The 19,828-nt window shown below is 37.8% G+C and carries 19 protein-coding genes; 17 read left to right on the plus strand and 2 right to left on the minus strand.

Annotation, left to right across the window (positions count from 1 at the left end):
- Nucleotides 1-25: 25 nt before the first annotated feature.
- The gene (locus tag B6A32_RS02065; RefSeq protein WP_085301084.1) at nucleotides 26-1,048 is read right to left on the minus strand and encodes a GGDEF domain-containing protein; all 1,023 of its coding nucleotides are present in this window, start codon (nucleotides 1,046-1,048) and stop codon (nucleotides 26-28) included.
- 304 nt (nucleotides 1,049-1,352) lie between these two features.
- Between B6A32_RS02065 and B6A32_RS02070 the strand changes: the two genes are divergently transcribed.
- From B6A32_RS02070 to B6A32_RS02110, 9 genes are all read left to right on the plus strand, one after another.
- Nucleotides 1,353-2,018, plus strand: a complete 666-nt coding sequence (locus tag B6A32_RS02070; protein WP_233131296.1) for a tetratricopeptide repeat protein — start codon at nucleotides 1,353-1,355, stop codon at nucleotides 2,016-2,018.
- Between the two features lie 113 nt (nucleotides 2,019-2,131).
- Nucleotides 2,132-4,585 (plus strand): ribonuclease R, encoded by a 2,454-nt coding sequence (gene rnr, locus B6A32_RS02075; protein ID WP_085301085.1) that lies wholly within the window; start codon nucleotides 2,132-2,134, stop codon nucleotides 4,583-4,585.
- Between the two features lie 166 nt (nucleotides 4,586-4,751).
- Nucleotides 4,752-5,510: a 23S rRNA (guanosine(2251)-2'-O)-methyltransferase RlmB gene (gene rlmB / locus B6A32_RS02080; protein WP_085301086.1), complete on the plus strand. Its 759-nt coding sequence runs from the start codon at nucleotides 4,752-4,754 to the stop codon at nucleotides 5,508-5,510.
- A gap of 79 nt (nucleotides 5,511-5,589) precedes the next feature.
- Entirely contained in the window at nucleotides 5,590-6,882 is a 1,293-nt protein-coding gene (locus B6A32_RS02085; protein ID WP_085301087.1) for a YdgA family protein, read from the plus strand.
- 208 nt (nucleotides 6,883-7,090) lie between these two features.
- On the plus strand, nucleotides 7,091-7,522 hold the full coding sequence (gene rpsF, locus B6A32_RS02090; protein ID WP_085301088.1) for a 30S ribosomal protein S6: 432 nt from the start codon (nucleotides 7,091-7,093) through the stop codon (nucleotides 7,520-7,522).
- A 7-nt stretch (nucleotides 7,523-7,529) separates the two neighbouring features.
- Complete coding sequence (gene priB / locus B6A32_RS02095; protein WP_408607651.1) at nucleotides 7,530-7,862, plus strand: primosomal replication protein N; 333 nt, start codon at nucleotides 7,530-7,532, stop codon at nucleotides 7,860-7,862.
- Between the two features lie 63 nt (nucleotides 7,863-7,925).
- Nucleotides 7,926-8,153: a 30S ribosomal protein S18 gene (rpsR, locus tag B6A32_RS02100; RefSeq protein WP_077283912.1), complete on the plus strand. Its 228-nt coding sequence runs from the start codon at nucleotides 7,926-7,928 to the stop codon at nucleotides 8,151-8,153.
- Between the two features lie 20 nt (nucleotides 8,154-8,173).
- Nucleotides 8,174-8,626 carry a 50S ribosomal protein L9 gene (gene rplI, locus B6A32_RS02105; RefSeq protein WP_085301090.1) on the plus strand — a complete coding sequence of 151 codons (453 nt, stop codon included), beginning with the start codon at nucleotides 8,174-8,176 and terminating at the stop codon, nucleotides 8,624-8,626.
- Nucleotides 8,627-8,928: 302 nt separating this feature from the next.
- A complete protein-coding gene (locus B6A32_RS02110) occupies nucleotides 8,929-10,779 on the plus strand; it encodes an EAL domain-containing protein (RefSeq protein ID WP_085301091.1) in 1,851 nt (616 codons plus the stop codon).
- Here B6A32_RS02110 and B6A32_RS02115 read toward each other — a convergent pair.
- Nucleotides 10,733-11,677: a 1-aminocyclopropane-1-carboxylate deaminase/D-cysteine desulfhydrase gene (locus B6A32_RS02115; RefSeq protein ID WP_085301092.1), complete on the minus strand. Its 945-nt coding sequence runs from the start codon at nucleotides 11,675-11,677 to the stop codon at nucleotides 10,733-10,735. The genes B6A32_RS02110 and B6A32_RS02115 overlap by 47 nt on opposite strands.
- Nucleotides 11,678-11,783: 106 nt before the next feature.
- Between B6A32_RS02115 and B6A32_RS02120 the strand changes: the two genes are divergently transcribed.
- From B6A32_RS02120 to B6A32_RS02155, 8 genes are read left to right on the plus strand one after another with little or no spacing between them, the layout of a single operon-like run.
- Nucleotides 11,784-12,683: a hypothetical protein gene (locus tag B6A32_RS02120; RefSeq protein WP_085301093.1), complete on the plus strand. Its 900-nt coding sequence runs from the start codon at nucleotides 11,784-11,786 to the stop codon at nucleotides 12,681-12,683.
- A 1-nt stretch (nucleotide 12,684) separates the two neighbouring features.
- On the plus strand, nucleotides 12,685-13,281 hold the full coding sequence (locus B6A32_RS02125; protein WP_085301094.1) for a PilN domain-containing protein: 597 nt from the start codon (nucleotides 12,685-12,687) through the stop codon (nucleotides 13,279-13,281).
- A 4-nt stretch (nucleotides 13,282-13,285) separates the two neighbouring features.
- On the plus strand, nucleotides 13,286-14,008 hold the full coding sequence (locus tag B6A32_RS02130) for a hypothetical protein (RefSeq protein ID WP_085301095.1): 723 nt from the start codon (nucleotides 13,286-13,288) through the stop codon (nucleotides 14,006-14,008).
- Entirely contained in the window at nucleotides 13,998-14,318 is a 321-nt protein-coding gene (locus B6A32_RS02135) for an MSHA biogenesis protein MshK (protein WP_143327856.1), read from the plus strand. Before B6A32_RS02130 ends, B6A32_RS02135 begins: the two co-directional genes overlap by 11 nt.
- Nucleotides 14,315-16,018 (plus strand): pilus (MSHA type) biogenesis protein MshL, encoded by a 1,704-nt coding sequence (mshL, locus tag B6A32_RS02140; RefSeq protein WP_101685874.1) that lies wholly within the window; start codon nucleotides 14,315-14,317, stop codon nucleotides 16,016-16,018. The genes B6A32_RS02135 and mshL overlap by 4 nt, the downstream gene beginning before the upstream one ends.
- Nucleotides 16,019-16,028: 10 nt before the next feature.
- Nucleotides 16,029-16,937, plus strand: coding sequence for an ExeA family protein (locus B6A32_RS02145; RefSeq protein ID WP_085301097.1), 909 nt, complete (start codon nucleotides 16,029-16,031; stop codon nucleotides 16,935-16,937).
- Nucleotides 16,934-18,103 carry a tetratricopeptide repeat protein gene (locus B6A32_RS02150; protein WP_085301098.1) on the plus strand — a complete coding sequence of 390 codons (1,170 nt, stop codon included), beginning with the start codon at nucleotides 16,934-16,936 and terminating at the stop codon, nucleotides 18,101-18,103. Before B6A32_RS02145 ends, B6A32_RS02150 begins: the two co-directional genes overlap by 4 nt.
- A 1-nt stretch (nucleotide 18,104) precedes the next feature.
- On the plus strand, nucleotides 18,105-19,820 hold the full coding sequence (locus B6A32_RS02155) for a GspE/PulE family protein (protein WP_085301099.1): 1,716 nt from the start codon (nucleotides 18,105-18,107) through the stop codon (nucleotides 19,818-19,820).
- Nucleotides 19,821-19,828: the final 8 nt, after the last annotated feature.

Genomic DNA, 19,828 nt, shown 5'->3' on the forward strand with positions numbered 1-19,828 from the left:
ATTCATTTTTGCAGAAAAGTTTAATTTATAACTTAAACACCATGCCATTGTTGGCTTTTTTATTGATGTAGAGGTTCTTATCAGCGGTTTTTAATAGTTCGTCCATGGTTTCAGCACCACTGCTTGCAGCAGCACCACAACTAATACTCACCGGCAGTCGGCCATTTTGGTAAGGCATAGGGTTATTATCAAAAAACTGACATAAACGATCACTAGCTTGTTCGGCTTCTAAAAGTGTTTGACTCGCAAGCACAACAACAAATTCATCACCGGCATAGCGAAAGCATTTATCATTTTCACGCACGAGTTCCTGTAATTGTGTTGCCACATAAGTCAAAACTTTGTCTCCACAATCATGGCCGTAAGTATCATTTATTATTTTAAATTTATTACAATCAATAAATAACAATGAAAAAGGCACGCCATATCGACGTTGTCGAATCACTTCTTCAGCGATACAAACTTCCATTAAACGGCGGTTAGCGACACCTGTTAACCGGTCATAATGCGCCATATATTGAAGCTGCTCTCGAATTAATACATTCGACAAACAAAGACTGACTTTGACCGCGAGTTGCTCTAGATGAAAAGTCCCTAAATCTTGATGAAACCGTTCAGATGACTTATCAGTAAATAATAAACTGCCGAATAATTTACCTTCTAAAGATAATGGTGTTAACGCTGCCGATTTTGCACCAACTAACAATGATTTTGGCACTATGGCGTCTAATTGCGCTAGTTGATTAGTCAACATTGGCTTCTTGTCTATGTGCAGTAAAGTTAATTTTTTGGCAGATATTTGAGAAGTGTTTTTTTGATGCCAATTAGATTGCAAATTACCATTGATCAGATAACTAATAGGCGTAGGATCTGCAAGCAGCAATGAAATACCAGACAATTGAAATTTAGTTTGAATTAAACCAAGTAAACGTTCTAAAAGCTCCTCGCTAGATTGACAAGCAAGTACTTCTGTTTCTATTTCGAATAGCTTACGGGCAATACTTTCGTTGACTTTCGAATTTTCAATTAGTTGATGAATTTGCGACATTAAACGCGCCCAGATTGCTCAGATCTTCACCATTGTTATATTTTATCTTTAAGAGTGCAAGTATATTCCAAGTTGTAGGAGAGCGTTTTAGCAACAAACATTCAACAGCAAAGCGGTCGTGTACAAAATTTGACAGTATTTAATGGTATTATATTTGCTTGTTAGACTCATTAGTTAAGCTAAATTTTGACTCATGCGATCAGCGAGTTTTTCTGTTTGTTGTTAAACTTTTTATTAAAAGCGATACCGCTGAATGAACTTAATAATTATTTTTTAAGTTAATTAGGTAACTGGTCGATACATAATGAAAGAGATAAAAAACACCATAGTACAAAGAGGTAATATGCGAGCGACACAAAAACTACTGATAGCAACTTTACTATCTTTTACACAGTTTCTAAGTGTTTCGGCTGCTGAGTTAACGGCTGTGCAGATATATAGTGATAATGTACTACTTGATTTAATCAAAGAAAACAAACACCTAAGCCAAGTTGTTATTGATGATTGTCAATTAGTACAAGATATTGAAGCACGTGCGGTAAAGTCTCAAATGCCGTCGTACCAATTTCTTTGGGGTGATATGCTAGCTTATGGCGTTTGTGTAAAAAAAGATGTACCGCTGGGCTTGCACTATATGCAAGTATCGGCTGATCAAGGGTTAGCTGAAGCCTTAGAACAATTAGGCCGTTATTATCATATTGGTAAGTTTGTACAGATCGATATTAATCAGGCTGTTACTTTTTTAAAGGAGTCTGCAGCATTAAATAATTTAAAGGCTCAGCTTAGGTTAGCTGACTTGTATCTAGCAGGGCATGGCAGCCCGTTAGATTTTCCACAGCTATATAGCCAATTGCATCAATCAGTCACTGACGATAAAAAACAGCACAAAGCTATCGCACAGCATTTGGCTAAATTAGCGAAAAAAATGCCTGAACGAGTCGTTAACGCGGCCAGTAACGGAAAGTATTAACCGCTTGGGTCGGCAAAATAATGCACTGACTTGTTATGGTCTCAAACATTTATCTTGCTTGGGTATAGCGTTAATCTACGATATACTACAAAAAAAACCATTATCGAATAAATGTGACCGAAAAAGACCCACACAAACAGCGTGAAGCTGACAAATATGATAAGCCTGTAGCAAGTCGCGAATTGTTATTGTCGCTGATCGAAAAATCAAATATTCCCCCTACCTTTAAAGCCATTATTAAGCAATTAAAGTATACCGATGAAGATATGCAAGTTGGGGTAAAGCATCGCTTACGGGCCATGGAAAATAGTGGTCAAATTGTTTTTAATAAATTTAAACAATACACCATAGCCAAACGCAGCGATGTGCTAACAGGCAAGGTTATTGGTCATCGTGATGGTTTTGGTTTTTTTACACCTGATAATGGTGACAAAGATTTCTACATTTCTTCTTATGAAATGAAGCGTGTTATTCACGGTGATATTGTTGAAGCAATATTAATCGATCGCACCGATCGAAAAGGTCGCAAAGAAGTTAAAATACTCGATGTTATTAAACCTCGAACTGCCGGCGTAGTTGGGCGATTTTATGTTGACCATCATATTGCTTGTGTTGTGCCCGACGATGCACGTATTCAACAAGATATTTTGATCCAACCAGATAAAAAAATGGGTGCACGTCACGGTGAAGTTGTTGTGGTTAATGTTACTCAAAGACCGACAAAACGTTCGAATGCCGTGGGTGAAGTGATTGAAGTCCTCGGTGAGCATATGGCTCCGGGGATGGAAATTGAAATTGCCTTGCGTGAGCACGACTTACCAAATCAATTTTCGCCTGAAGTTATAGCTGAAGTGAGTGGTATTGCTGATGAAGTTGAGGAGTCAGCAAAAGCACCGAGAGTAGATCTACGTGACTTACCCTTAGTCACCATAGATGGCGAAGATGCGCGAGATTTTGATGACGCTGTATATTGTAAACCTAACCCTAATGGTGGTTGGACTTTATGGGTTGCAATTGCAGATGTTAGTTATTATGTTCGAGATAAAACCGCATTAGACGAAGAAGCTATTTCTCGTGGTAATTCGGTTTATTTTCCTAGCCAAGTTATTCCTATGTTGCCGGAAAAACTTTCTAACGGCCTGTGTTCACTCAACCCAGACGTAGATCGTTTGTGTATGGTTTGTGAAATGAGTATTAGTGCGGCGGGTGATTTATCCAGTTCAAAATTCTACCCTGCGGTTATGCGATCTAAAGCGCGTTTTACTTACAGTAAAGTCGCGACAATTTTAGGTGTGAACCCTGAGCAAAAAGACGAAGATTATCGCGCCGAGTTACGCAGCCAATACCAAGCATTGATCCCTGATTTAGATAACTTAAATGCTATGTATCATGTGCTAAGTAAAGCAAGAACAAAGCGTGGTGCTATTGCTTTTGAAACCACAGAGTCTCAGTTCCTCTTTAATAGTGACCGAAAAATAGCATCTATTGTGGCAATGGTGCGTAATGACGCTCACAAAATCATCGAAGAATGTATGATTTTAGCTAACGTTGCTACAGCAGAGTTTATTGAAAAACATAAAAAACCAGGCTTATTTCGAGTTCACGATAAGCCGAGTGAAGATAAATATAATAACTTTTTAAGTTACGTTAACGAGCTTGGGCTTGACCTGTCATCTATGGGTGAACGAAAAGAGCAACCTGAGCCAAAAGATTATTGCCATATCTTAGAAAAAATAGCCGACCGTCCTGATCAAGAGCTTATTCAAACTATGCTATTGCGTTCCATGCGCCAAGCGGTTTATCAAAGCGATAATATTGGTCATTTTGGTTTAGCATTGCCATCATATAGTCATTTTACTTCACCAATACGTCGCTACCCTGATTTAGTTGTGCATCGTGTCATTAAAGCTATTTTAGATGAACAAGCTAAAGATGAAGCAAATGCTGGCGCACATAATTATACGCCAGAAGCTGTAATCGAGTTGGGTGAACATTGTTCGATGACTGAACGCCGAGCAGATGATGCTACTCGCGATGTTTCAGATTGGCTTAAATGTGAATATATGCAAGATCACGTTGGCGATACCTTTACCGGCGTAATATCTACCGTGACTAACTTTGGCTTATTTGTGCGATTAGCCGATTTACATATTGAAGGTTTAGTCCATATTACCTCACTAGGTCATGACTATTATCATTTTGATGATGTGCGTATGTGCTTAACAGGTGAAAATAGCGGCGCTAAGTATCGTATTGGCGATACAGTAGAAGTGCAAGTTGCTGCGGTTAACCTAGATGAGAAAAAAATTGATTTAGCGCTAGCTGGTGCTAACGCTGTTATTAAGCGTGCTAAGCCAGCAGCGAAAAGCAAAAGCTCGGATAAGCATAAGCGCGGTAAACGTTCGGCAGATAAATCAGCGTCAAAAGAAGCGAAAGCTAATTTTAATGAAAAAGCCAAGCCAGCTAAAAAATCAGCTAAAACAGGCGACAAAACTACAGCGAAAGCTAAAAAGCGCAAGGCAAGAAAAAAACGTCCAGGTAAAAATGCACGTAAAGCTGCTGAATAAATTGTAGTAATGAATGATAACGGCTAGAACGGTAATTCTGTTATAAGCTTAGCCGTTAAACTTGTTTATATTGTCATGCGTTTAGCTACAGCGAAATATCTTACCCGTTTAGCTCACGATTGAGTCAAACGAGAATAAAGTAATTAATAGAGAAAGAATTAAGTTTATGGCGAAGCAAGAAGAATTAGTATTTGGCATTCATGCCGTAAAAGCCTTAATGGAACATGCACCAGAAAGGTTTATCGAATTATGGTTACTCAAAGGTCGTGAAGATGACCGTTTAATGCCGATTATTAATCTAGCGCAACAATACGGTATCTCAGCACAAATGGCTAATCGTAAAGTGCTTGATGATAAAAGTGAAGGCGAACAACATCAAGGCGTAGTGGCTCGAGTGAAACCTGGTAAAGTATTTACCGAAGCTGATATAGAAGATATTCTTGCTGAGGCGGAGCGCAAAGATCAAGCGCCATTTTTGTTGATACTCGATGGCGTTACAGATCCACATAACTTAGGTGCTTGCTTGCGTAATGCTGATGCTGCTGGTGTGCAAGCGATTATCGTACCAAAAGATAATGCTGCTCGTATAACAGCAACCGTTCGAAAAGTAGCTGTTGGTGCTGCGGAAAGTGTGCCATTAGTGCAAGTAACTAACTTGTCTAGAACCATGAAAGCCTTACAACAAATGGGCGTTTGGATCATCGGAACTGCGGGAGAAACCGATACTTGTCTTTACGACATAAAGCTAGCTGGCCCAATGGCATTAGTTATGGGCGCAGAAGGTAAAGGCATGCGTCGTTTAACTCGTGAAAATTGTGATCAATTGGTGAAATTACCGATGGCTGGTAGTGTTTCAAGCTTAAATGTATCTGTGGCAACAGGTATTTGCTTGTTTGAAATAGTACGTCAGCGTCTTCAGAGCTAAATTTAGTTAGCTCAAACGTTAATAATAAAATTTTTAGATTTTAATGGATGTCATATTCAAAAGGATATAAGGAAATAAAATGAAAAAAGCTGTATTTGCACTTGTTGTACTTGTTTGTATTGGTTTAATTGGACCTAAACTGGTTGGTGGTATTGTTGAAGAAAAGTACCAAGATATTACTAACCGTCTTAACGAAAATCCGTCAATTGTAATAACTGAACATAATTTCACTCGCGATTGGTTTTCGGGTCAAGCGGTTAGCACAATGAAATTCAAAGATGTTGAATTAGATGATGTCGATATTATTGTTACCGAACAACTGAACTTTGGTCCATTTATTTTTGCTGATAATGAGTTTACCCTTGCACTAGCTAAATCAGTTGCAGATATTGACGTTGAAGTTACCAACATAGATGAAACCGATAAAAAAGAAATTGCAGCACTTATTCAGCAATTAAATGAAAAACTCTCAATAACTTCAGTGATAAATTATCGTTTTAATTACACCACACATATAGTCCTAGATGCTATTGAATTTGAACAAGACGGTAGTCAAGTTAATATCGGTGTACTAGAGAGCGAGTTTACACTTAGCGACGAGAAATACCTTGAAGGCTATATAAACTGGGCAGGTCTTGACTTCAAAGGGCCTGATATGAATGTGCAAGTGTCTCCACTTACAACAACATTTACTCAAGAAGTTATTAGCGGTGATTATTATGCTGGTAATGCAATCGCAGCAGGCGATCTCTCAATGCAATTGAGCAACATCATCGCCAAAGATAATAATGGTAATGAATTACTGAACATTGAGCACTTAACCTTTTTTGTAGAAACTGCAATTGAACAAGACTTAATGAATTTACATCTCAAATATGCTGCAGATAGTATAAAAGGCGCAGGCCAAGAACTTGAGAAATTGAACTTTGATCTTGCACTGAACAAGTTAGATCCACAAGTATTGATTGAACTGAATGAATTGGGCGTGAAAATGCAGCAAGATCCTGCAAAAATCGAGCAGTTTAGTCAGCAATTAACTATGGCAGCGACAAAGCTATTAGCGAAAGACCCTGAAATTAATATTAATGATTTGAGTGTTGTTACGGCCGATGGTGTTATCAAGTCTGAACTAAAATTGGTTATTGATCATACTTTATATGACCAAGCAAACCCGATGAGCATTATTGCCGCAATAAATGCAGATGCTAAAGGTGTTGCGCCATTGCCATTTTTTCAAAAGCTTGGCTTAGCGGGCATGATTGATATGTATGTTGAACAAGGCTTCATTATAAAAGAAGCTGATCAACTTTCGTTTGCTGCTCAATTTATGCAAGGGCAATTAACGATTAATGGCAACGTTATCACGATGTAAAATTTCATTATTTTAATTAGTTAAAAAAGAGTCACTTAGGTGGCTCTTTTTTTATGATGCGATTAATGGTGAAATACAAACTAGTGCTTGCCTTTGTTGCTCATTTTCCCTACAATACGCGTCCTTAATTCAGCCTGAACTTTTGTTCCTTGCCTCAACTGGTGTTGGCTGAGCCAGATAATGAGGCTACAACCGTAAGGAGCTCGTAATGCGTCATTACGAAATCGTATTTATGGTTCACCCTGATCAGAGTGAACAAGTACCAGCTATGATTCAGCGTTACAGTGACATCGTCACTAATGTTGAAGGCAAAATCCACCGTCTAGAAGACTGGGGTCGTCGCCAATTAGCTTACCCAATCAATAAATTGCACAAAGCACACTATGTTCTAATGAACATTGAAGCGCCACAAGCAGCTATTGATGAATTAGAAACTTCTTTCCGTTATAACGATGTTGTTATTCGTAACATGATTATGCGCACTAAAGACGCGGTTACTGAAGCTTCAGCTATGGCTGTTGCTAAAGAAGACCGTCGTGATGAGCGTCGCGAAGTGAAGAAAGAGGTTACTGAAGCACCAGCTACTGAAGCAACAGCTGCCGAAGCACCAAAAGCAGAAGAAGCTGCGAGCGAAGAATAAGTAACCTGTGACCGTTTCTCAGTCTATGAATAATAGCGTTGAGAATAGCCTAGTATTGACCGGATATGTGGTAAAACCACCTAAAACGTCAACTAGCCCAGCGGGTATTCAGCACTGCCAGTTTTCAATGGACCATAAGTCTATACAAAATGAAGCAGGCATGAACAGACAAGCGTTTGTTCGAATACAAGTTGTTGCAACCGGCAAAGTGTCACAACACTTAACTCGTGATTTAATTGAAGGCTGTAATATTAGAGTGACAGGTTTTATTAACCGTCATGAATCTAGAAACGGTAATCCGCTTTTAGTCTTACATGCCCAACAAATTGAAATGATTTAATTTAGGCTCTCACTGATTAAAGTGATTTTCATTTTAAAAAGTAAGCCATTTTAGGAGAAATCCATGTCTCGTTTTTTTAGACGTCGCAAGTTCTGCCGCTTTTCAGCGGAAGGTGCTGCTGCAATCGATTATAAAGATACAGCTGTACTAAAAAACTACATCACTGAAAGTGGTAAAATTGTTCCTAGCCGTATCACTGGTACAAGCGCTAAATATCAACGTCAACTTGGTCGTGCGATCAAGCGTGCTCGTTACTTAGCATTATTACCATATACTGATTTACATAAGTAACCTAATAAGGGGTTTTGAAAATGGAAGTAATACTTCTTGATAAAATCGCCAAATTAGGCGGCCTTGGCGACAAGGTAACAGTTAAATCTGGTTACGCTCGTAACTTTTTATTACCAAAAGGCAAAGCTGTTTTTGCCTCTAAAGCAAACGTTGAGCACTTTGAAGCTCGTCGCGCTGATTTAGAGAAAAAACTTGCTGAGCAACTAACTGCTGCTCAAGCACGTGCTGCTAAATTAGCTGAATTAGCTGAAATCACTATCGCTTCTAAAGCAGGTGATGAAGGTAAATTATTCGGTTCAATTGGTACTCGTGATATTGCTGATGCAATTACTGAAGCTGGCGTTGAAGTTGTTAAAGCTGAAGTTCGTTTACCTTTAGGTAGCATTCGTGAAACAGGTGAATTCGATATCGTAATTCACGTGCATAACGATGTAGACACAACAATTAAAGTTGTTGTTATTGCTCAGGCTTAATAGCCAAAAGTAATCGTCTGATAAAAACCTGAATTCGTCATGAATTCAGGTTTTTTTATGCGAAAAATAAACTCAGCCACAAACCAGGAAGTTACTTATGAAGTGACTTATATAGTACTCTGAAAATTTGGCTTTTAATGAAAGTTCCTTGTAGCACTCTAATGGTATTTTAATTAAAAATTTATTAGATGAACATCTTCAAGTATTTATACTACACTTGAGTAAATATAGAGATAAAGAAAGTCACTTAACATGATGGACGTTAAGAAGAGTTAAAACAAAGACTAGGCTATGGAGTGTTAATGTTATCAAAAACTAATCAACAAGAAAAAATTACACTTAAAGCGTTATTTTTGTCAATAATAACCTTATACATCTTCGTATGTTTGTTTTCTCTTATCGCTGTTTATCAAACACAAAATAACCAACATAATACCCTTGAAGCCTTAAAGTTAAATGATCAGCAATTGCATAATCTTGCAAGTGCCCCTGTGATGTATAGCAGCATTATAGGGAAGTTAGTTATGAAGAAACAAGTAAACTCCCGCTTATTACCTATAACGAATAGCCGTTGGTACTTAAGCTTCTCATCACCTTTTACCATCGTATTTTATTCACCGTTATTCTGGTTGTTTACTTTAGTAACGTTAATAAGTGGTTTAATTTTATATAACAGGTTTAAACAGCAAATAGCCATTAGTATTCGACCAATCAAAAAATTAGAAAACTGGGCTAATTTATCGATTATTCAAGGCTTTTCTAATCGTATTGATATTGATCATTCATTAAAGGAAACTTATGCAATTACTTCTGCCATTCATCAGTTGCAACAACAAATAAATGACAGCATAACTAGCGAAACGGAATGGGATCAAAACATTCGTTCAAGCGCTTTATTAGATCAAGACACTCGCATTGGAAACCGAGCGTATTTTGACAATAGATTGCAAGCATTCTTGAAAGAAGAAGATGTACAAGGAGCAGTACTTTTAATTCAATTTAAAGAAATGGAGTTAGTTCATAACCTTCATGGATATCAGCAAGCTTTATCGCTTCTATTAACGTTAATTCAAGTTACAAAACAAAGGTTACAAGGTCAACCCAGTTACTTTCTTGCGCGCCATAGTGACTATGAATTATCTCTATTACTGCCTAATTTTTTCGTGCAAGAAGTTGAGCAACTTGCTGATAGATTACTGAAAAATTTTCAAGCGGTTGTTAAGCCAATAGGGATTAACCAAGAAGAATTTGTGCATATAGGTATTAGCTATTTTAATAATGCTCAACTGCCGTATCAAATAATGTCTGAAGCCGATATGGCACTTCGTTCTGCTCAACTACAAGGGCCTTCGCAATGGTTTATGTTCGAAGCGGGTGAGTTAGAAGTAGTAAAAGCAAAGGGTTCACTTAAATGGCGAACTTTTCTTAGTGCAGCGATCAAGAGAAATGGTTTTGTTATTTTCTTTCAGCCTGTTATTGCCAGTGACAGTGCAGAAATATTACACCATGAGGTATTGTCTAAGGTAAGAGATAAAAATGGCGCCTTGATTAATGCACGCGTTTTCATTCCTATGGCAAAGAAATGTGGTTTAACGATGCAAATAGACTTGCTTATTCTCGAACAAGTTTGCCGTGTTTTATCTCATGAACCTGACCAGCAATATAGTTGTAGTATTAATATTTCATTAGACTCGCTTTTATCGGTTGGATTTACAGATAAATTTATTGCCATATCGCAGCGATTTCCTGCAGTAAAAGGAAAATTACTGATTGAAATCAGTGAGTATCAACTTGTCAGTAATATAATAGAATTAGCACCAGCGTTAGAGCAGTTAAATAACGCCGGCATGAAAATTATTGCTGATAAAGTTGGTCAATACGTAGTAAGTGCTAACTATATAAATATTTACCCCATTTATGCGATGAAATTACACCGAAGCATTGTACTCGATATAGATAAAAAAACTGAAAATCAAGTGTTTATTCAGAGTTTGAAAACGTTAGCTGCTGCTAAAAGTATTGCTGTATATGCGTTGGGTGTTGAAAGAAAAGCGGAGTGGCGAACACTTTTACAGCTTGATGTGAAAGGTGGTCAAGGGCACTTTTTTACTGAACCGGTGGCACAGGTAGCAAAGGCCATTCATCTTGATTAAGTATACCACGCTCAAACATGCCGGCTAAACCTTGTAAGCCGCCCGTGTGCAGCAATACAATCCGATGATGCTCTGGAAAGTAACCTGACTCTATAAGATCAAGCAGTGCTAAAACCATTTTACCTGAATAAACAGGCTCAAAATCGATACCCACTATATTACTAAAGCTACGTATATTGTCAGCATCGTTGAGGCTGAATTTTGCATACCCTCCTCGGTGAAATTCATGGGCAATACGCCAATTTTTCCTGGTCTTATTTTGCTCTCCTAATAAGGACTGCACTTCCTGCTCTAAATAATTTTGCTGTTTTAGTACTGCGATACCTAATAAGTTATGTTTAGCATTGTTGGCTAAAACTAAGCCAGCAAGCGTACCACCACTGCCAACCGGTGTCATCAGCGTATCAAACTCACATTGCTGGTTAAGTTCATCAATAACCTCACCAACGCCTTGAAGCGCTAATGAATTACTTCCACCTTCCGGAATAATAAAGTGATCAGGGTATTCTTGCTGTAATTGCTTTAAATAATCTTCGTTATCTCGCATACGATAGGTTTTACGATCAACAAATGTTAATTGCATATTCCAATGTTTTGCCCAGGCTAACGTATAATTATTTTGATTATTTTCTTCGCCACGAATAATGCCAATAACTGGCAGTTTATGTTGCAAACAAGCAAAGGCACAGGCATGAATATGATTAGAAAAGCAACCACCAAAAGTAATAATACCTTTAGCACCTGTAGATTTTGCATGCTCTAAATTGTATTTAAGTTTACGCCACTTGTTACCTGAAATAATATGATGAATATGATCGTCACGTTTAACGTGAACAGTTAATTTATGTTGGATAAATAGCGGATGCGTTATTGCATGTAAAGCTGAGAAATTGGACATAAGTTTGTAACTCAAAATAATGAAGTAATTAAAACACTTGCACCGAAAACAGAATCAGCGATAATGGCTTTATGGTCAAATAAAACTAGAATAATAATATCGCTTAATGTCAATTATTACACGGATCAAAAATATTTTCTCAACAGCAAAATCAACTGAGATAGTTGGTGTCGCATTGCGACAGCAATCGATTAGCTATTTTTCTAAAAACGGTAATAAAGACAAAGGTGAAGTTGTTGAAAATAAAGGTAATTCGGTTGCCGTCGCTTTAAAAGACTTAGTTAACCGTCATAAGTTTTCAGGCCAGTGCCAATTGGTATTAGCGCATGCCCACTCTCAAATAGTGCAGGTAGACAAACCTAAAGTACCTGATACTGAAATGAATGCAGCCTTGAAATGGCAAATCAAAGACTTGGTCAGTATTTCACCTGAAAATATGGTTCTAGATTATTTTGATGGTCCAACTCTTGCCGGCGGCCATGAAAAAATTAATGTTGTGTGTGTTCCTAAAAGTGACTTAATTGAGTTGGTTGCAACCTTTACTGATGACGATTTAAATATTAGTAGTATTACTACTGAAGAATTTGCCTTTGCAAGCTTGTTACCCATACAACAAGATGCCATTTTATTAGTTTGCCAACAGCCGAATGAAGAAATTAACCTGTTAATTATTAAAAATGGCCAGCTCTTCTTTAGTAGACGTTTACGTGGCTTTGCAAAAATTGCTAATAAAACTGAAGATGAATTAAGTATGGGGGTGATCGATACGTTAAGTTTAGAAATTCAACGTTCCACTGACTATTTTGAACGACAGTTAAAGCAAGCGCCTATCAAAGCTATTGAAATTTTACTGCCCTTAGAGCAAGAAGCTTTTCTAGCACGTAAATTGGCTGAAAATACCAATGTAGAAGTAAAACTATTTGCTATGGCAAGTTCATTAGAAAACTATAGAAGCAGTGCGGTTGCTATTGGAGCAACGCAGTTAAATTTTATGGAGCCAAATTAAAATGGCTAAACATTCAATCAACTTATTGCAAGCTGATCTATTACCTATAAAAGCGCTATGGACACTGACTCGTGTTGTTACACTATGGGGAATAGCCTTAGTAATAATGCTCGGTTTAATATTCATTACTCAATGGCAAGTTAATAGTGTTAAGGCTGAATTTGATACCGTCAATGCAATTAATACGGCTCAAACGACAGAACTAAAAAGCTTAGAATTAGCTATTAGTAAAAACCGCCAAGATACTAAGTTACTTACTCAGTTAAATACAATTAAACTTGTTATTGCTAATAAAGAACACTTACACCAACAATTAACCGACCCATCGAAAACTTATAGCGCCGGTTTTTCTAGTGCTATGGTTGAGTTATCTGCGCTGCATGATAAAAATATTAGTCTACAAAGAGTTAATATTGGTCATGGAAATATGACTTTTGCGGGGTTAGCTCGAACACCTGATGCCGTGCCTAATTGGCTGTCTGGTTTTGAATCATCAACATTTCTTTCAGGTAAACGATTTATTAATTTTTCTTTAACTGAAAATGAACAAAAATTAACTGAGTTCGTTGTTAGCTCTGCACCATCTAAAGGAGAGTAGTGCTATGTCGCAGTGGTTAACTTATAGTGAAAAATTTAATGATACGACACCTCGAGAGCAGTATTTAATTATCGCCTCGGGCTTAGTCGCTGTGATTTTTGTTTTGTATAGTTTATTTTTAGATGAGCCTATTCAAAATATTGGCAGTTACAAAGAGCAAATAATTAAAGCTCAACAAGATATTGAAAGTAAAAAAGATTCAATTCAAGTGTTAAAGCAAGCATTAGATGAAGACCCCAATGTTGCGTTGAAAAGAGAGCTTTCTCAATATCAGGCTAAGCTCGGAGATGTTGATAAAAAACTCCTTGAATTAACTTCTGACTTAATCGACCCCATTCAAATGCGCTTTGCCTTAATTAAATTACTTAAGCTACAAAAAGGCGTGAAATTACTCTCATTTGAAGTGTTACCAGCAAGCCCAGTAACGGAGGATAAGGTCTTAGCTGAAAATGAAACCGAACAAACTATTGAAAAAAATAATACTTCAACAGTTAAAACGAGTGATGTTCAGTCGCAACCAGCACAATTACGTTTATATAGGCATGGCATAAAAATTAAACTGCAAGGTCAATATTTCGAATTAAAAGATTACTTAACTCAATTGGAAAGTTTATCTTGGAAGTTTTTCTGGCAAGAGTTTGATTACCAACTAAAAGCCTATCCAGTGAGCGAACTCGAAATTGAAATTTACAGCTTAAGCACGTCACAGGAGTTTATTGGTGTATAAAATCATACTTGTTTTATGCTTCTTGTTTATATCTAGCTATGTAAAAAGTCAGCAAATAGATCCAACGAGACCTTTTGGCGAAATAGCGACTTCGAATAGCAGTGAGAAAGGTGCTACTTTAGTCTTGCAATCAATTATCGAAAGCAATAATAAAAGAAAGGCAATTATTAACGGTCAAGCGCTTAGTGTTGGTGACAAATACAATGGGTTTAACTTGATTGCAATTAGTAAAAATGGGGTGGTGTTAGATTCACCACAGGGTAGAATGGAATTATCATTATTTTCCGGTGTAATAGCGAACTCAAAATGAATAAAATAATTATGAATAAAAAACACCAAATGAAATTATTATGCTGCTCGGCGTTTATCGTACTTGTGGGTTGTCAATCAGCGCCAAAACCACCAACTGATATTACTCAAGCGTTAGATAAAGCGATTGATCAATCAAAACAGCCTAAAGCTCCTAAACCACTACAAGCTTTACCAAATTCTGTTCGACAAGAACTTATGCAGCAAGAAATTCAGCAAGCTCGCCATGGACTATTGGCTGAAAAACGCTTAGAAATTGCTGCGAGTGGTGTTGCCGCTGATCAATTTTTTGCTGCGATAGTAGATGACTCATCTTACAGCATTGCTGTTCATCCAGACGTTAGTGGCAATATTACACTGAATTTGAAAAACGTAACGCTTGATGAAACGTTAGACGTCGTTGAATCACTATATGGTTATGATATTCGCCGAGAAGGGCGGGTTATTCAAGTTTATCCTGCAGGCATTCGTACTGAAACTATCCCTTTAGATTACTTATATGTTAAACGCCGTGGTATTTCTAGTACCAGTATTAATTCTGGCGGTGTTTCTGAAAACGATCCTGATAGTAGTAACTCGAACGGTAATAACAGCAATAACAATAATAACAATAATGGTGGAAGCAATAACGGACAAAGCGGCAATAGTAATCAAAACAGTAATAGCGGTGTAAATATTTATACCGAAAATGAATCTGATTTTTGGTTGGAGTTAAAAGAGACATTAACAGCTTTAGTGGGTGATGAAGAAAATCGATCTGTTATTGTATCTCCGCAAGCCGGTTTAGTCACCATTAAGGCACTACCCGCAGAAATAGCGGCTGTTAAACGCTTCATAGAAAGTACCGAGGAGCATTTGCGTCGCCAAGTTATTATTGAAGCGAAGATTATGGAAGTCACCTTAAATGATGATTACCAACAAGGTGTTAAATGGGACCAAGTATTAGGACACATTGAAAGTACCGATATCGGTTTTTCTACTACGGGGAATATTGTTGGCAATACAATTTCTTCGGCAGTAGGTGGTGTAACTAGCTTAAGTTTCTTGAATAAAGACTTCAGCGGCGTGATTGATTTATTATCAACTCAAGGTAATGTACAAGTACTTTCAAGCCCTAGAATTACTGCAACAAATAACCAAAAAGCGATTATTAAAGTTGGTGAAGATGAATATTTCGTCACGGATGTTTCGAGCACAACCACTACAGGTACTTCAACCACGACTACACCAGAAATTGATTTAACACCTTTTTTCTCAGGTATAGCGCTTGATGTAACGCCACAAATTGATGCCAATGGTGAAGTTATTTTACATATTCACCCATCAGTAACTATTACTGATGAGCAAACTAAAACAATTAAGTTAAGCGACCAAGACATAATCTTACCACTTGCGCAAAGTAGTGTAAGAGAGTCAGATACTATTATTCGTGCAAGATCTGGGGAAATAGTGGTTATAGGTGGCTTAATAGAAACACGTAAAGTTGATATTGAGTCTAAAACACCTTTCTTTGGTGACATTCCGGTGATGGGCTCATTATTTAAAAGTAAAAGCGAATCAGTACAAAAGAAAGAGTTAGTTATTTTACTTAAGCCGGTTGTAATTGGTCATGATACTTGGAAAAACCAACTTCAAGACGCACGTGCTTTGTTAAAGCAATGGTTTCCAGAAGATCCAGACGCAAACACTAATAACAATTAAGTTATAACTTATGTACTTGTACCATTTTGGTCTAAGGGAGTTACCTTTTACCCTGACCCCAAATACCAGTTTTTATTTGGGCTTAGAGTCACATAATGAAGCGCTGGCGGTATTACTTACAGCGCTAAAAACTGGCGAGGGTTTTATCAAAGTTGTCGGTGAAGTCGGCACCGGTAAAACCTTAATGTGCAGAAAGTTATTGAACGAAATTCCAGACCACTTCGTTACTGCCTATATTCCAAACCCGTACTTAAAACCGGATGAATTACGACGAGCAGTAGCGGTTGAACTTGGTGTAAAGCAAGCTCAAAGTATGTCGTTACAGCTGTTAACTCAGCGTATTCAGCAAAGGTTATTGGAGCTGCATATTCGAGGGCATTCTGTGGTATTAATTCTCGATGAAGCACAAGCTTTACCTTCTGAAAGCTTAGAAGCCTTGAGGCTCTTTACCAACCTTGAAACAGAAACACGCAAGTTATTACAGGTTGTGTTGTTTGCTCAGCCCGAGTTAGATGAAAGGTTAGCAGAAAAAGCGTTTAGACAGTTAAAACAACGCATTACCTTTTCTTACAAGTTACGTGCAATGAATGCGCGTGAAGTTGATTATTATATTCAACACAGGTTACAAATAGCGGGTCATAAAGGGGAAAATTTATTTAGTCATTCATTGGCGAGCCAAGTTGCCAAAGTGAGTGGTGGTATACCTAGGCTTGTAAATATTATTTGTCATAAAATGTTAATGCTAGGCTATGGACAAGGCAGCTATAAATTGACTAAAAAACATTTAAACTCTGCAATACAAGACACCGAAGGCTTGCAGGTTCAGTCATCAAGAAAATTTTACATAATCAGTATATTACTAGCTGTTACTTGTATTGGTTTGTACATTTCACGGGATATTTTTGGGTTGCTAGCATGAGTGTAATAAACCAAATGTTAAAAGACTTAGACAAGCGGCAGAGCGATCAGCAAGGTAGCGCTAATGTTGCTATGCCTTTAACCGAAAAAAGATCATCGACAAAAATTATGCTTATTATTGTCGCCGTTATCGTTATTTTTAATATTATTGGTTGGTTTGGCTGGGAATTATACAGTGAGAATCAACAATTAAAACTTCAAGCGCAGCAGGAAAAAAGTCCCGTTAACCTGATGACTTATCCGTCAATTGAATCATCAAGTAATAACACAGATGTAAACACTAAACCTGCATCTGAATATAAACCTACTCAAGAAACTAAAGTCGTTGTGATCGACCGAGAAGATGTTAATACTTTAAAAGCGACTGCTAATTCTGCGCCGTCGGTTACTCAGACGGAGCAAGATATTGTAGCAGAGCCTAGTGAAGTAGAAAGTATCGCTAGGGTAGACAAGTTAACTGTTTCGGTGGGAGAAAAAAATGACACTGTGGTTATTGTTGCGCCGATTAAGCCTGTTGTAGAGGTTGCAGTAGCTGAAAAACCTGAACCCATAGCCAGTGAAGTTAAACCAAGCCTAACAATTTCGCGTTCTCAATTGTCTCCAAAAGCTTTAGCTGCAAATAAAATAACTCAAGCTGAAAAAGCAATGGAACGTAACGATCTTGCAAGCGCCGAGTCATTATTTGAAGAGATACTGATGTTGACTCCTGCACACGAAACAGCACGTAAACAGCTCGCTGCATTATGGTATGGAAAAAAATATTATCAAGATGCCATTAACTTATTATCGCAAGGTATTGCCATAGCCCCAAAGGCAGAAGAAATGCGTTTGATGAGTGCTAGGATCTATTATGAGCAGGAACGAACAAGACAAGCTTACAATATATTGAAGCCGATTAAGCTAAGTAATAGTGTCGAAATACAAACGTTATTAGCCAATGTGTCAGCCGAGCTAAACGAACATGAAAGTGCTATATTTTCGTATCGTAAGTTGATAACACAAGAGCCAGAAGTAGGTCGTTGGTGGTTAGGTTTAGCCGTATCTTTAGATAGCTTAGGGGAGTTTGTACCTGCAATAGATGCTTATAAACAATCTATAACACAGAATAATTTATCAACGAGTGCAATGCAATTTGCTCAACAGCGCTTGATAGAGTTAGGAGAATAATATGGCGGCACCTAAATTAAAAATGCGTTTGGGCGATTTACTTGTTCATGAACACATTATTACCAATGAACATCTAATGCAGGCTTTAAATAGCCAAAAAACAACAGGAAGAAAGCTCGGTGATACCTTAATTGAATTAGGTCATATTAGTGAGCGACAGTTACTAGAGTTTTTTGCTCAACAATTAGATGTACCTTTTTTAGATATCAGCCAACGTAGAATTTCTTCTGAAGTCGCTTTGTTATTACCTGAAGTACATGCAAGGCGTTTACGTGCCATTATTATAGAAGACCAAGGCGACTCTGTGCTGATAGGCATGAGTGACCCAGCTGACTTAAGTGCATTGGATCAGCTTGAACAAATGTTAGCACCAAAGCGTTTGAAGCTTGCTGTTGTAATGGAGACACAACTATTTAATGCTTTTGACGGCTTATACCGTCGAACAGCTGATATTGAGTCTTTTGCTAGTCAACTTGAGGAAGAATACGATCAAAGTAGTGACTTTGATTTGTCAAATAACTTTCTTGAGGAAGGCGGAGACGCGACGGTTGGTAAGTTATTGCAATCAGTATTCGAAGATGCGGTACAAATGCGCGCATCAGATGTTCATATTGAACCAGACGAAAAAGCGCTACGTATTCGTCAACGTATTGATGGTGTATTACAAGAAAATATTCTCAAAGAAAACAAAATTGCATCGGCAATGGTATTACGTTTAAAACTGATGGCGGGACTTGATATATCAGAAAAACGTTTACCGCAAGATGGCCGGTTTAATTTAAAAATTAATGGGCATAACATTGATGTTCGTATGTCTACAATGCCGGTTCAATATGGCGAATCAGTCGTTATGCGTTTGCTTGATCAGTCTGCAGGCATGTTGTCTTTAGATGAAACCGGTATGCCTGAGCATTTCGTTAATCGTATCCGCCATCAAATTTCTCGTCCACATGGGATGGTACTAGTTACAGGCCCAACCGGTAGTGGTAAAACTACCACTTTATATGCAGCGTTAAGTGAACTTAATAAAGCTAGTAAGAAAATTATTACCGTTGAAGACCCGGTTGAATATCGCCTTCCACGCGTTAATCAGGTTCAAATAAACAGTAAAATTAACCTCACATTTTCCAGTGTACTAAGAACGGCATTACGACAAGATCCAGATATTCTAATGGTCGGCGAAATGCGTGATAAAGAAACCGTAGAAATAGGTTTACGAGGCGCATTAACCGGTCACTTAGTCTTATCAACTCTGCATACTAACGATGCTATTACGAGTGCTTTACGCCTTTTAGATATGGGGGCAGCCGGTTTCTTAGTGGGGAGTTCATTACGAGCCATTATTGCTCAGCGCCTGGTACGTAAAGTATGTGATAGCTGTCGACAAGTTTATCAACCCGATGAACAAGAGTTAATGTGGTTGTCTAACCTGGTTGATGAAAATGTTAACGCTATTGAGTTTAGTCATGGTCGAGGCTGTCAAACTTGTCAATATACTGGTTATAAAGGTCGTATTGGTGTTTTTGAGTTATTAGAAATGAATGAACCTATGATGGCCGCTTTAAAACGCGATGATACCGAAGCGTTTACGCAGGCTGCGAAACAACACCCAGAATTTAGGCCTTTAGCTTTAGCTGCATTTGATTATGCTAAGCTTGGAATTACAAGTGTTGAAGAAGTGCTTCGATTAGTAGAAACCATTGACGTTACAGGGTAAATAATAAC

Origin of the sequence: Colwellia polaris (genome assembly GCF_002104515.1) — a bacterium.
GTDB classification, from domain to species: Bacteria; Pseudomonadota; Gammaproteobacteria; order Enterobacterales; family Alteromonadaceae; genus Cognaticolwellia; species Cognaticolwellia polaris.